This is a genomic window from uncultured Roseobacter sp. (assembly GCF_947492555.1).
In the GTDB taxonomy this organism is placed as follows: Bacteria; Pseudomonadota; Alphaproteobacteria; order Rhodobacterales; family Rhodobacteraceae; genus Roseobacter.
This window is the reverse complement of sequence record NZ_CANLNE010000003.1, coordinates 172,835-186,006: the sequence shown is the minus strand read 5'-3', so window position 1 is coordinate 186,006 and position 13,172 is coordinate 172,835. Positions and strand designations below refer to the sequence as shown.

Here is a 13,172-nt window from a genome sequence, read left to right as displayed (position 1 = left end):
GACGGATGCTGCGGAAGGCAACGGGAAACAGCAAGCAATGAAATCAGGTCGGGGCAGCGCCTGTTCGCGTCGCATGTAGCAAACGACGTGCAGTTGAGAAAGATATACTGAAAACGAAGAAGACTTCTTTGCAGGCGTGGGAAATCGAAACCGTGAAAAATCTGTCGGGGCACTGTCTATGCGGTTCAGTCTCTTGGGTTGCCGCTGATCCAATTCTCTGGGCAGCGCTCTGCCATTGTGAAGACTGCCGCAGAGCATCATCTTCCGATTATGTCAGTTGGTTCGGCGTCCAGCGGCAGACTGTGGCGTGGTCGGGGCCTCGCAAAATCTACCATTCGTCGCCAAAGGTGGCGCGGAGTTTCTGCGGCGACTGTGGTTCACCCCTATCTTTCGAAACGGACGTTTTTCCGGACGAAACCCATCTATACGCTGCGACTTTGATTGATCCGACCTTGTACCGACCGACGGCCCATATCTTCTGGTCCGAACGGTTGCCATGGGTCGAAGTACAAGATGCTTTGCCGAAGCATATGAAAGGTTTGCAGGCCTCCGCCGAGGCAGGGCAGCATCTCCTGAACAATCCTGACTAGGTGTCGATTGCTCTCAGCTTCCAAGGCAATGCGACGGCGCCGCCATTCATCATGCTTGAATGCCCGTTTTAGCCAGCGAGCAGCCGTTGCCTTCTGTTTTTAGTGCTCAATGTGCGGCTGCTTGCCCAAACTCTCAAGACGATCCCGACACAATTTTCGCACTTGATTTCGAGGAAAACAAACATTGCTTCCGGTTCGCGAACGCGCGTTTTGACCTGCCCAACGCACATTGCGTTCAAGACTTTCTGCCATTTCAAAGGTGCTTAGGAGTTTTATCCGCTGTACGACGGGGCTGGTCCCCGACACGCGATCCGCTATCTTGCCCCGCATGACCGCCCTCCCCCGGATATTCAACGACTGGTTCTCCGCCAAAGGCTGGTCCATCCACCCGCACCAGCAACAGATGCTCGACCGCGCCGACGCACCCGCGCTGCTGCTCATCGCACCCACCGGCGGCGGCAAGACACTGGCCGGGTTCCTGCCCACGCTGGTCGATCTGGCCGCGGCACCGCACGACGGGTTGCACACCCTCTACATCTCGCCGCTCAAGGCCTTGGCCGCTGACATCAAACGCAATCTGACGACGCCGGTTACAGAAATGGACCTGCCCATCCGTATCGAAGACCGCACCGGCGACACCCCTGCCAGCCGCAAGAAAAGACAGCGCGCCGACCCGCCGCACATTCTGCTGACCACACCCGAAAGCCTGGCCCTGCTGACCTCTTACGAAGACGCCCCGCGCATGTTCAAAGGCCTCAAACGCGTGGTGGTCGATGAAATCCATGCGCTGGCGGAAAGCAAACGCGGCGACCAACTGATGCTGGCGCTGGGACGTCTGCAACGGCTTTGCCCGGACCTGCGCCGTGTCGGTCTGTCGGCAACCATAGAGGATCCTGCGGCTATCGCGCACCAACTGGCCCGCCATCCAGACCCCTGCGACATCCTGCTGGCGGACCCCGGGCCAGCCCCCGATATCTCCATGCTGACCACAGACGAGGCCCCTCCGTGGTCAGGGGGCGGGGCCGCCTATGCCATCCCCGCCGTGCTCGACCAGATCCGCCAGCACAAGACCACGCTGATCTTTCACAACACCCGCGCGCAGGCAGAGATTTTCTTTCATAATCTGTGGCTTGCCAATGAAGACAGCTTGGCCGTCGGCATCCACCACGGATCCCTCGACCGACAGCAACGCGAGCGCGTCGAGGGTGCCATGGTGCGCGGTGAGCTGCGCGCGATTGTCTGCACCGGCAGTCTCGACCTTGGCATTGACTGGGGCGATGTGGACCTTGTGATCCAGATCGGTGCGCCCAAGAACGTCAAACGTCTGGTGCAGCGGATCGGACGCGCAAACCACCGCTACAACGCGCCCTCCAAGGCGCTTCTGGTGCCTGCAAATCGCTTCGAAGTGGTGGAATGTGTGGCCGCACTGGAGGCCGTGCGCGAAGGTGCGCTCGACGGCGACCCGCGCGGTCCCGGCCCCCGCGATGTTCTTTGCCAGCACATCCTGATCACCGCTTCGGCCGGACCCTTTGACGCTACCGATCTCTATGAAGAGGTCATCACGGTCGGGGCCTATGCGGCGCTCACGCGGGCCGCCTTCGACGCCTGTCTGGATTTCTGTGCCACCGGCGGCTACGCGCTGCGTGCCTATGACCAATGGCAGAGATTGCTGCAGCGTCCGGACGGTCAGTGGCAGCTGCGCGACCCCCGTGCAACCCAGAAAATCCGCATGAACATCGGCACCATTCAGGATACGGATACTCTGAAAGTCAGGCTGAAACGCAGTCGCGGCGGCAAGCCTCTGGGCGAGATCGAAGAGGGGTTTGCCGCCTCTCTGACCCCCGGCGATACCTTCCTGATCGGAGGCCAGATCGTGCGCTATGAAGGTCTGCGCGAGATGACCGTGGAGGTGAGCCGGAACGCCGCCAAAAAGCCCAAGGTTGCCACCTTCATGGGCACCAAATTCGCCACCTCGACCCAGCTCAGCGCCCGTGTCATCGACATGTTCCAGCAGGAGAGTTGGCCGGAACTACCCGCCCATACCGCCGACTGGCTGGCGCTTCAACGCGAGGTCAGCCAGTTGCCCAGACCTGGGCGGCTGCTGATCGAAAGCTTCCCCCATGACGGGCGGGAACAGACAGTGATCTATGGTTTTGCCGGGCGCAACGGGCAGCAGACGCTGGGCCTGTTGCTCACCAAGCGGATGGAGGAGATGGGGCTGAACCCAATGGGTTTCGTGGCCACCGACTATGCTACTTTGATCTGGGGGCTGAACGCGATCGACACCCCGGCCCCGCTTTTCGATCTCGATGCCCTGCAGGACGGGTTGGAGACTTGGCTCGCAGGCAACGCGGTGATGAAACGCACCTTTCGGGCCAGCGCGACCATTGCAGGGCTGATCCAGCGCAATACGCCGTCGGCGCGTAAATCCGGACGACAGGCGACATTCAGTTCCGACATCCTTTATGACACCCTGCAGAAATATGACCCCGGACATCTGCTGCTGGACATCACGCGCGAAGAGGCGCTGCGCGGTCTCGTGGATTTCGGGCGGATCGAAGAGATGTCGCGCCGTGTCGCAGGCCGGATTGATCACTTGAAACTGACGCGGGTGACCCCGCTGGCGGCCCCGATGTTCCTCGAGATGGGGCGGGTGCCGGTGAAGGGTGCCGCCGAAGAAAAGCTGTTGGCCGAAGAGGCCGCGCGCCTGATGGACACTGCCGGGATTGCGGATATCACGCCGCAACCGTCAAACAGGCCGCGTTGGCGTGTGGGATATTGAACCCCTTGCAACCTTCGTGGGATTGCGCAATGAACAAATCATGAACTGCCATGATTTCAGTTTTGCCTCCGCGTCGCTCAAGGCCCTTGGGTCGGGCGCCCTTTGGTGGCCGGACGAAGCGCTTTTGTGCGTCTCGGATCTGCATCTTGGCAAGTCTGAGCGGGTGGCGCGTCGCAGCGGGCAATCCCTGCCCCCCTATGAGACCCATGATACGCTGACCCGGCTGGCTGCTGATCTGGCACACACCAATGCGCGCATCGTGGTTTGTCTCGGTGACAGCTTCGATGATCTGGCCGCCGCCGCGGCCCTGCCCGAAGACATCCGGCTGTGGATCACACGGTTGCAGGCGGGCCGCCGCTGGATCTGGATTGAGGGCAATCACGATCCGGGCCCTCTCGAATTTGGCGGCGAACACCTGCAGGAGCTGACCGTCGGTCCCCTGACCTTCCGCCATATCGCAGCACCCGACGCCCGGGGAGAGGTTTCCGGCCATTATCACCCCAAGGCCGACCTGCAGGCGCGGGGAAGACGTATCTCCCGCCCCGCATTCCTGTGTGATTCCAACCGGTTGATCTTGCCAGCCTATGGCACCTATACCGGGGGGCTCCGCAGTCACAGTGACGTTCTGGGCCGGTTGATGCAGCCAAAAGCGCTTGCCATTCTGACCGGACCTGTGCCCACCTGCATCCCGATGCCACGCTGAGAGGTGCAGATGGACCCTGCCAACAAAGACCGCATTCAGCGGAGTTTTGACGCCCAGTCGATGATGGCGACGCTGGGGGCAAAGATCACGCGGATCGCCGCAGGCGAGGTCGACATCACCGCGCCGATCCTGCCCGGCGCGCGGCAGCAACAGGGGTTTGGCCACGCCGGGCTGACCTTTGCCATTGGCGACAGCGCGGCAGGTTACGCGGCGCTCAGCATGATGCCCCTGGACAGCGAAGTGGTGACGGCGGAGATCAAGATCAACCTGCTGGCCCCCGCCATTGGAGACCACCTGCGCGCCACCGGCACGGTGATCAAGCCGGGCCGGCGGCTGGTCGTTGTCAGCAGCAAGGTGCATGCCCTGCAGGACGGTCAGGAAACACTGGTTGCGATCCTGCAAGGCACCATGGTGCCGGTGCCGCTCTGACCGTCAGGCGGTCAGGCCGTCGGGCTCCGGCAGACCATTGGCGCGGCAGCAGGCCGTCACCGTGTTGGCCAGCAGGCAGGCGATGGTCATCGGCCCCACACCGCCGGGCACCGGCGTGATCGCCCCGGCCACCGCGGCACAGCTGTCATAGTCCACATCACCGACAAGACGGGTCTTGCCCTCGCCCTTCTCCGGCGCGTCCAGACGGTTGATGCCTACGTCGATCACGGTGGCTCCGGGCTTGATCCAGTCGCCCGGCACCATTTCGGGGCGGCCAACGGCTGCCACGACGATATCGGCGCGGCGCACCACATCGGGCAAATCCTTGGTACGGCTGTGCGCAATGGTCACCGTGCAGCTGTCGCCCAGCAGCAGTTGCGCCATGGGTTTGCCCACAATGTTCGAGCGGCCAATGACCACAGCATCCATGCCGGACAGGGACCCATGGTGATCCCGCAGCATCATCAGGCAGCCCAGCGGCGTGCAGGGCACCATGGACTTCTGACCAGTGCCCAGCAGCCCGACGTTGGAGATATGGAACCCGTCCACATCCTTTTCAGGCGCAATGGAATTGATCACCAGATCTTCGTCCAGATGTTTGGGCAGTGGCAGTTGCACCAGAATGCCATGGATTTCGGGATCGTTGTTCAGATCGTCGATCACCTTCAGCAGGTCCGCTTCGGATGTCGAGGCATCAAGCTTGTGCTCGACCGACTTCATCCCCACTTCGACAGTCTGCTTGCCCTTGGAGCGCACGTAGACCTGGCTCGCCGGGTCCTCACCCACCAGGACAACCGCCAGCCCGGGCGTGATCCCGTGATCGTCCTTGAGCCTGCTCACATGGTCCGCGACCTGGCCGCGTACTGTGGCGGCGAATGCTTTTCCGTCGATGATCTTGGCTGGCATTTCTATCTTCCTGTTATCTTTCAAAAGTGACCTTGTGGGTCCAGTCCTCGCCGTCGCTGATCACCAGTTCCTCAAAGTGCATCAGCTGCAGCAAATCGTAAAAAGTCGCCACATATTGCAATTCTTCCTGCTGGAAGAAGCCGCCTTGCCGAACGGCAACCGTGAGCTGCGCCATGATTGCACGCGCCCGGTAGAGCGTGGAGAACACGTCGTCATCCAGTGCGATCAGGATGAGCGTGTCGGCGTCTTCCCCCTTGGCGAAAAAGACAAACCGCGGGCTTTCGGGCGCCTCCAACTGCGCCGAGGTCAGTACGTTCACGAAATCGATGCGCACGGCCTTGCCCGCACCGCCCCCGTCCCGGACCACGCGGTCAAACGTTTCTTCGGAGGTTACATCGGGGTAGTAGTACCCGACATAGCGGTCCTGTGCGGCCACGGCTCCGGCAACGAACACCGCACATAGCAAGGCAATCCATCTGGTCATCATCATCTCCCTGAATGTCATGACACAGAGCTTGCGGGCATCATGTGCCGGGGGCAACAGATTTCGCCGCCCCCGCGTCATTCATCAGCCGGTCGTGATCAGAACAGACCTTCGACATCGCCGTCGGCATTGAGCTTGATGTTCTCGGCCGAGGGCACGCGTGGCAGGCCGGGCATGGTCATGATCTCACCGCAGATCGCCACGACGAATCCGGCCCCCGCGCTCAGGCGAACTTCCCGCACAGGGATGTTAAAGCCGGTGGGCGCGCCACGCTCATTGGGGTCAGTGGTGAAGCTGTACTGCGTTTTCGCCATACAGACCGGCAGGTTGCCATAGCCCTGATCTTCCCAATCCTTGAGCTGGTTGAGGATTTTCTGATCCATCACCGCGGCATCGGCCCGGTAGATCTTGGTGGCGATGGTGTTGATCTTGTCGGCCAGAGGCATCTCGTCCGGGTAGATCGGCGCGAAATCCGCCTCGCCCTTCTCGATGGTTTCCACAACCTTGGTGGCCAGATCGGCGGAGCCTTCGGAGCCCAGCTCCCAGTGGCGCGACAGCACCGCTTCGGCGCCCTGACCGGCCACGTAATCCTTGACTGCCTGAACCTCGGCATCGGTATCGGTCACGAAGTGATTGATCGCCACGACTACCGGCACGCCAAAGGATTTGACGTTCTCGATGTGACGGCCGAGGTTCGCACAGCCGTTTTTCACCGCGTCCACATTCTCCGCGCCCAGGTCTGCCTTGGCCACGCCGCCGTTCATCTTCATCGCGCGCACGGTGGCCACGACAACCACACAGGAGGGTGCGAGCCCCGCCTTGCGGCATTTGATGTTGAGGAATTTCTCAGCGCCGAGGTCGGCACCAAAACCCGCTTCGGTTACCACGTAGTCCGCCAGTTTCAGCGCGGTTGTTGTGGCGATCACGGAGTTACAGCCATGTGCGATGTTGGCGAAGGGTCCACCGTGCACGAAAGCCGGGTTGTTCTCCAGCGTCTGCACGAGGTTCGGCTGCATCGCGTCTTTCAGAAGCACGGTCATCGCGCCATCGGCTTTGATGTCACGTGCGTAAACCGGCGAGCGGTCGCGGCGATAGGCGACGATCATGTCACCCAGACGTTTCTGCAGATCGCTCAGGTCTTTCGACAGGCAGAGGATCGCCATAACCTCGGAGGCCACGGTGATGTCAAAGCCCGCCTCGCGCGGGAAACCATTTGCCACACCGCCCAAGGACGTCGTGATCTGCCGCAGCGCGCGGTCATTCATGTCGACAACGCGGCGCCAGACAACGCGGCGGGTGTCGATCTCCAGTTCATTGCCCCAGTAGATGTGGTTGTCGATCATCGCCGAGAGCAGCGAGTGCGCCGAGGTGATCGCGTGAAAGTCCCCCGTGAAGTGCAGGTTCATCTCTTCCATCGGCACAACCTGCGCGTAACCACCGCCAGCGGCCCCGCCCTTCATGCCGAAGTTCGGCCCAAGCGAAGCTTCGCGGATGCAGACGGCCGCCTTCTTGCCAATGTGATTCAGACCGTCACCCAGTCCCACGGTTGTCGTAGTCTTGCCCTCGCCCGCAGGCGTCGGGTTGATCGCAGTCACCAGGATCAGCTTGCCGTTTTCATTGCCCTGTACAGAGTTGATGAAAGACTGTGAGACTTTCGCCTTGTCGTGGCCGTAGGGCAGCAGATCGTCGCTGGAGATCCCCAGCTTCGCCCCGATCTCCTGAATTGGTTTTTTCGACGCGGCGCGTGCGATTTCGATGTCGGATTTATAGGCCATGGAAGAATCCCCCTGAATGCGCCGCGCACGGCAGTGTTGCTGCGTCATGCTTACGAGCGCGCCGAAGCTGGAAGAAGGGCAATTCCGACATTTCCGCCGCTATCCGCGGCGGCAAGCGCGCCAATCGTTTCTTTTCGGAAACGAATGTTACGTTCGGGCGTCCGCGAGATGGGCCCAGACCGGCTGGTCCGGAATATGCAGGGTGACCGTGTCGCCAACAGCAACGGCCCCCTCGCGTTCGACCCAGGCGGTTACGCCGCGCCGGTTTTTCGCCGCCGGTTTGAACGCCGCACCAAACCCTGCGTGTTCTTTTTCGATCTCCCGTCCGGGCAGCACGCAAGGCCGGTTTTCCATGTCAACGGTGATGCTCGCACCGCTGGGCATTTGCAGCCGCGAGGACGGCGGCACATGGGTGAAATCGGGGATGCCTTCGATCACCATGGAGGCGCCGACCCAGGCGGGATCGATCCCGTCCAGCCCCATCGCCTGCGCGGTTGCGGCCAGTTCTTCGGCGGAGAGCACGGAGAGCTGGCGCACATTGCGGATTTCGGTGCCCTTGGGATACTGCGCCTTGGTGCGGACGCAGGAGGGGCGGGTCAGCCCGCCGTGACACTCCCCCTCGATGCCGTGAAACGTCAATTCAGCGCTGTTCAACGGCTCCGCCTGCAGCAGCGTCTCGCTGTCGATGACCCGGCCAAGCCAAGTGATCTTTCCCGTGAACCCGGTGGGCAAAAGTGCGGGCATTCGATGTCCTTCCGACAAGTGATGCGGCCAAGGGATCAGAGCCTCGGGCAAAAGAAAAGGCCCCGCCGCAGCGGAGCCCATGAAACTTTGTGATCGGATCATTGCGACCCGTGATCAGGTCGAAGGCTCCGGTTCCATCCCGCCATCGGAGGGCGGTGTTTTCTTCGCCTTGGCCTTGGCTTTCGGAATGGCCGTGACGCTGGGTGCGGAACCGCCATCCGGCTTATCTTCCTCATCCGCAGGCGGCACCGGCGGCTCGCCGTTCATCACGCGCTTGATCTCATCGCCGGTCAGCGTTTCATATTCCAGCAGGCCCTGAGCCAGACGTTCGAATTCCGTCTCATTCTCCTTGATGATCTTGAGCGCCCAGTCGTAGCCGTCCTGGATGAATTTCTGGACCTCTTCCTCGATCAGCTCCTTGGTATTGGCGGAGACCGAGAAGCCAGCTGTGTTGCCCTGGTAGCCTTCGGCGGCCTCGGAATAATCGATGTTGCCGACCTTATCCGACATGCCCCAACGCAGGACCATGGCACGCGCGAGGCCCGAGGCCTGCATGATATCGCCCGCCGGTCCGTTGGAGACCGCCTCCGGTCCGTACTTGTGTATTTCAGCCGCCTTGCCCGCCATCGTCATGGCCAGACGCTGGTGGCATTCGTCCTTGAACATGTTCAGACGGTCCATTTCCGGCAGGCTCATCACCATGCCCAAGGCGCCGCCCCGCGGAATAATCGTCGCCTTGTAGACCGGATCGCACTTGGGCAGCATCATACCGACCAGCGCATGCCCGCTCTCGTGGTAGGCCGTCATCTCTTTCTGTTCCTGCGTCATGACCATGGAGCGGCGCTCCGCCCCCATCATGATCTTGTCCTTGGCCTGTTCGAAATCGATCATCGTCACGAAACGACGCCCAACGCGCGCCGCCCCGAGAGCTGCCTCGTTCACCAGGTTCGCCAGATCGGCACCTGAAAACCCGGGCGTACCGCGCGCGATGATGCGCAGGTCGACGTCTGGACCCAGCGGGGTCTTGCGCGCATGCACGCCGAGGATTTTCTCGCGGCCCTTGATGTCCGGGTTGCCCACGGTCACCTGACGGTCGAACCGGCCCGGACGCAGCAGCGCAGGGTCCAGCACATCCTTGCGGTTGGTGGCCGCGATGATGATTACGCCTTCATTGGCCTCGAAGCCGTCCATCTCGACCAGCAGTTGGTTGAGGGTCTGTTCGCGCTCGTCATTGCCGCCGCCATAGCCCGCGCCCCGGTGCCGACCCACCGCGTCGATCTCGTCAATGAAGACGATGCAAGGCGCGTTTTTCTTGGCCTGTTCGAACATGTCGCGCACACGGCTCGCGCCGACGCCGACAAACATTTCCACAAAGTCCGACCCCGAGATTGTGAAGAAGGGCACGCCCGCTTCGCCCGCAATCGCGCGCGCCAGCAGTGTTTTACCGGTCCCGGGAGGGCCCTCAAGCAGGGCACCTTTCGGAATTTTACCGCCCAAACGACTAAACTTTTGCGGATTACGCAGGAACTCGACGATCTCTTCGAGCTCTTCCTTGGCCTCATCGATTCCCGCCACGTCGTCAAAGGTCACGCGGCCATGCTTTTCAGTGAGCATCTTGGCCTTGGATTTGCCAAAGCCCATCGCGCCGCCTTTGCCGCCGCCCTGCATCCGGTTCATGAAATAGACCCAGACGCCGATCAGCAAAAGGAAGGGCAGGAGCGACATCAGGAAGGTCTGGAAACCCGACTGCTGCTGTTGCTCGGCCCGCACGGCGATGTCGTTCTCGATCAAAAGCTGTGTGATTTCAGCATCTTCAGGTTTAATTGCAACATAATCCGCACCATCTTCCTGACGGAAACGGACCTGTTCCCCATCCAGGGTGACGTTGCTGACGTTGCCGGATTCGACCGCATTGACGAATTCCGAATAGCTGATTTCACGGCTCTGAAGCGTGCTGCCGGGGCCGCTGAACAGATTGAACAGTGCCAGGATCAGAAGGAACAAAACGACCCAAAAGGCGATGTTGCGTGCGTTACCCAACGAAATTCTCCCAAATATGCGCGTGGTGCGGATCGGCATGATACCACCACCCGCTTAAGATAGACACTGTGCTGCCATGTTCAATGCGATAAAAGTGCGGCAAAGAATGCTTCTTCGCCGCCCTCGATCCGCGCGTGCCAGCCGTTTCTGTAGCCCGCCATGGGAGCAGCTACCAGTTCCGTGCCGCGCCAGACCGCGGGTGTGACGCGCAAGACATCGCGGGGGCGCTCTGTCGCGCGCCAATCCGGCAGCTGATCCAAACCGTCAGCCCCCAGAGCCGCGATATGCAGCTGGTCATCCGGTAACCCGCCCTGAACATGCCAGCGCCCGTCCCAGATCACCCCCATTGGGCAGGTCACCTCACGCACCGGCTGATATTCACGGAAAACCCACAAGGCGTCACGGTCCCGCCACGCCTGACAGCCGTCTACAGTGCCCCCGGTCCCGCGTTTCAACGACTCGATCAGGGCCAGAACCGGGCGACGGCGCGGGGCGTAGTCGGAGCCGCTGATCCACCCCAGCGCGCTAAGCAGGATACGGCGGGCAATTTCATCCGGCAGCGTCCGGTACGCGCGCCAGTCAATGCGCACGGCACCCGCCTCGATACGGGTAATGCGACGCGCTTCCAGAAAGGCCTGCCAGCTCAGCGCGTCGCGCGCCCGCGCCATGTTGAAAGCAACCTGACCCAGCGCCTGCGCATCGATGCCCAGAGGGGCAAGTAACTTGAGCGCCTCGCGCATCCTAACCCGGTTGAACCGCCGGTCGTCGTTGCTGGGGTCTTCCAGCCAGGTTGCCCCCCGCGACTGCAGATCATGGCGCAGATCAGCGCGGGTGATGCCTAGAAGCGGGCGGATCCAGGTGATGCCCCAAGCCAGACGTCGCGGCGTCATGGCCGACAGACCATCCACCCCTGCCCCACGTGCCAAGCGCATCAGCACGGTCTCGGCCTGATCGTCGAGCGTGTGACCAAGGGCGACGGTCTGCAGCCGGTTTTCCCGCGCCCAGTCCGCAATCAGTTGATAGCGCGCGTCCCGAGCCTCTTTTTGCAGATTGCCTTGCCCGTCCCATCCGGTCCACGGCAGCACAGTGTGGGGGATATCGAGCGACTGGCACAACTGTCCTACTGTCTTCGCCTCTTCGGCAGCCTCTGCGCGCAGCCCGTGATCCACGGTGACCGCATAAAGTTGCAGCGGATGGCTCTCTGCGAACGCGTGCAAAAGATGCACCAACGCGACAGAATCGCCGCCGCCGGACACGGCAATGCCAAGCGCCGGTGGGGGATTGGGCAGCAGATGTTTCGCAACCTCACTGCCCAGATCCTGCGGCATTACATCACGCACAGCCCAGGCGTTGCATCTCTGCGCGGGCCTGCTCGGCCGCGGGATCTGTGGGAAAGCGCAATCCGACCTCACCCAATGTCACGCAGGCTTCCTGCGTTTGACCAAGCCCACCCAGCGACCGCCCGAGGCGGAACAGGGATTGCGGCGCGAGAGGGCCGGTCGGTGCCACGCTGAAGCTGTTCAGATAGGCACGCGCGGCTTCACGCGTGTCTCCCAGCCCTTCGAGGGCCTCACCGCGCCCAAGGTCTGCCCCTGACGCCAATGGGCCACCCGGGTAAGTCTGTGAAAAACTCTCAAACAGCGCGACCGCCTGTTGGAAATCACCCGCCGCCAGCGCCGCTTGTGCCTTCTTGAAGTCTTCTTCTTCGCCCACGGCCAGTTGTGTGCCACCTTCCGGTAAAGCGGTTGCCGTACCGGTGCCCGGGGTCGGGGCCGCGGGGGCAACGGTGGCCGGGATATCCCCGCCAAGCGTGCTGGTCTCTCCAAGCGCCGCGATATCGCCGCCTTCAAGCTCGACCAGGCGGAATTCCAGATCTCCAAGACGGTTGGTGCCATCCTCGACGATGCGGTTGATACGGAATTCCAACTCCTCGGTCTTGGAGGTCAGCCGCTGCATCTCTGCTTCGATTGCGGTCATCCGGTCCAAAACCGACGCGCCGCCCGTATTGACCGAGGCACCGCCCGTTGTGGAAAGCTCGCGCCGCAGCTTCTGGATCTCCACGTAGAGCACGGTCATCTCTTGCCGGATATCGGCCAGGGTTTGATCGTCCTGCGCGGCGACACTGAGCGGCAGCAGCGCAAGGGCGGTGACGATAGCGACCAGATTGCGCATGGGTTATCCTGTCAGACCACCGGCCAGCACGGTCACCGCGCGGCGGTTCTTGGCATAGCAGGCCTCGTTGGAGCAAATCTCGATGGGGCGTTCCTTGCCATAGCTCACAGTGCGCAACCGGTTGCCCGCCACACCTTTGGAGACCAGGTATTCCCGCACCGCATTGGCCCGGCGCGCGCCAAGCGCCACGTTGTATTCGCGGGTGCCCTGCTCGTCAGCGTGGCCTTCGATGATCGCGGTGAAATCGGTGTTTGTCAGAAGCCATGTGGCCTGACCGTCCAGAATGACCCGTCCCTCGTCCGTCACGGCAGATTGGTCAACGGCGAAAAGTACCCGGTCGCCAATCGCCTGGTTGAAATACGCGGGGGATGTCGGGTCATTTGCGCTGCCCGGCACGATTGCGCCGCCGCCCACACCGCCTGCGCCGCCCGCCGTGCCATCGGCACCGAAACGTCCAGGGTTCGTACAGGCGGCCAGGGCCAGCCCTGCAACGAGTAGTAGGATTTTTGCCGTAAGTGTCATGCTCTCTGCCTCATATGGATAAGCC

Annotated in this window: 12 protein-coding genes; 4 read left to right on the top strand and 8 right to left on the bottom strand. The window is 61.8% G+C overall.

Going from position 1 to position 13,172, the window contains the following annotated elements:
- Positions 1 to 152 precede the first annotated feature (152 nt).
- From Q1A07_RS21940 to Q1A07_RS13990, 4 genes are all read left to right on the top strand, one after another.
- Positions 153 to 590 carry a GFA family protein gene (locus Q1A07_RS21940; protein WP_366944112.1) on the top strand — a complete coding sequence of 146 codons (438 nt, stop codon included), beginning with the start codon at positions 153 to 155 and terminating at the stop codon, positions 588 to 590.
- Positions 591 to 918: 328 nt separating this feature from the next.
- Positions 919 to 3,372, top strand: coding sequence for a ligase-associated DNA damage response DEXH box helicase (locus Q1A07_RS14000; protein WP_299782356.1), 2,454 nt, complete (start codon positions 919 to 921; stop codon positions 3,370 to 3,372).
- 40 nt (positions 3,373 to 3,412) lie between these two features.
- Positions 3,413 to 4,075 carry a ligase-associated DNA damage response endonuclease PdeM gene (gene pdeM, locus Q1A07_RS13995; RefSeq protein WP_299782354.1) on the top strand — a complete coding sequence of 221 codons (663 nt, stop codon included), beginning with the start codon at positions 3,413 to 3,415 and terminating at the stop codon, positions 4,073 to 4,075.
- A gap of 9 nt (positions 4,076 to 4,084) precedes the next feature.
- A complete protein-coding gene (locus Q1A07_RS13990; protein WP_299782352.1) occupies positions 4,085 to 4,504 on the top strand; it encodes a PaaI family thioesterase in 420 nt (139 codons plus the stop codon).
- Positions 4,505 to 4,507: 3 nt separating this feature from the next.
- Here the strand turns inward: Q1A07_RS13990 and folD are convergent, their stop codons facing one another.
- The 8 genes from folD to pal all read right to left on the bottom strand — a co-directional run bounded on the left by folD (position 4,508) and on the right by pal (position 13,147).
- Complete coding sequence (gene folD / locus Q1A07_RS13985; RefSeq protein WP_299782350.1) at positions 4,508 to 5,410, bottom strand: bifunctional methylenetetrahydrofolate dehydrogenase/methenyltetrahydrofolate cyclohydrolase FolD; 903 nt, start codon at positions 5,408 to 5,410, stop codon at positions 4,508 to 4,510.
- Positions 5,411 to 5,423: 13 nt separating this feature from the next.
- Positions 5,424 to 5,894 (bottom strand): hypothetical protein, encoded by a 471-nt coding sequence (locus Q1A07_RS13980; RefSeq protein ID WP_299782348.1) that lies wholly within the window; start codon positions 5,892 to 5,894, stop codon positions 5,424 to 5,426.
- Positions 5,895 to 5,992: 98 nt separating this feature from the next.
- Positions 5,993 to 7,669 carry a formate--tetrahydrofolate ligase gene (locus Q1A07_RS13975; RefSeq protein ID WP_299783544.1) on the bottom strand — a complete coding sequence of 559 codons (1,677 nt, stop codon included), beginning with the start codon at positions 7,667 to 7,669 and terminating at the stop codon, positions 5,993 to 5,995.
- A 147-nt stretch (positions 7,670 to 7,816) separates the two neighbouring features.
- The gene (locus Q1A07_RS13970; RefSeq protein WP_299783543.1) at positions 7,817 to 8,413 is read right to left on the bottom strand and encodes an MOSC domain-containing protein; all 597 of its coding nucleotides are present in this window, start codon (positions 8,411 to 8,413) and stop codon (positions 7,817 to 7,819) included.
- 114 nt (positions 8,414 to 8,527) lie between these two features.
- Positions 8,528 to 10,453, bottom strand: a complete 1,926-nt coding sequence (gene ftsH / locus Q1A07_RS13965; protein WP_299782346.1) for an ATP-dependent zinc metalloprotease FtsH — start codon at positions 10,451 to 10,453, stop codon at positions 8,528 to 8,530.
- An 80-nt stretch (positions 10,454 to 10,533) separates the two neighbouring features.
- Positions 10,534 to 11,781, bottom strand: a complete 1,248-nt coding sequence (gene tilS, locus Q1A07_RS13960; protein WP_299782344.1) for a tRNA lysidine(34) synthetase TilS — start codon at positions 11,779 to 11,781, stop codon at positions 10,534 to 10,536.
- Positions 11,782 to 11,785: 4 nt separating this feature from the next.
- Positions 11,786 to 12,625: a tol-pal system protein YbgF gene (gene ybgF, locus Q1A07_RS13955; RefSeq protein ID WP_299782342.1), complete on the bottom strand. Its 840-nt coding sequence runs from the start codon at positions 12,623 to 12,625 to the stop codon at positions 11,786 to 11,788.
- Between the two features lie 3 nt (positions 12,626 to 12,628).
- Positions 12,629 to 13,147, bottom strand: coding sequence for a peptidoglycan-associated lipoprotein Pal (gene pal / locus Q1A07_RS13950; RefSeq protein ID WP_299782340.1), 519 nt, complete (start codon positions 13,145 to 13,147; stop codon positions 12,629 to 12,631).
- Between the last annotated feature and the right edge of the window lie 25 nt (positions 13,148 to 13,172).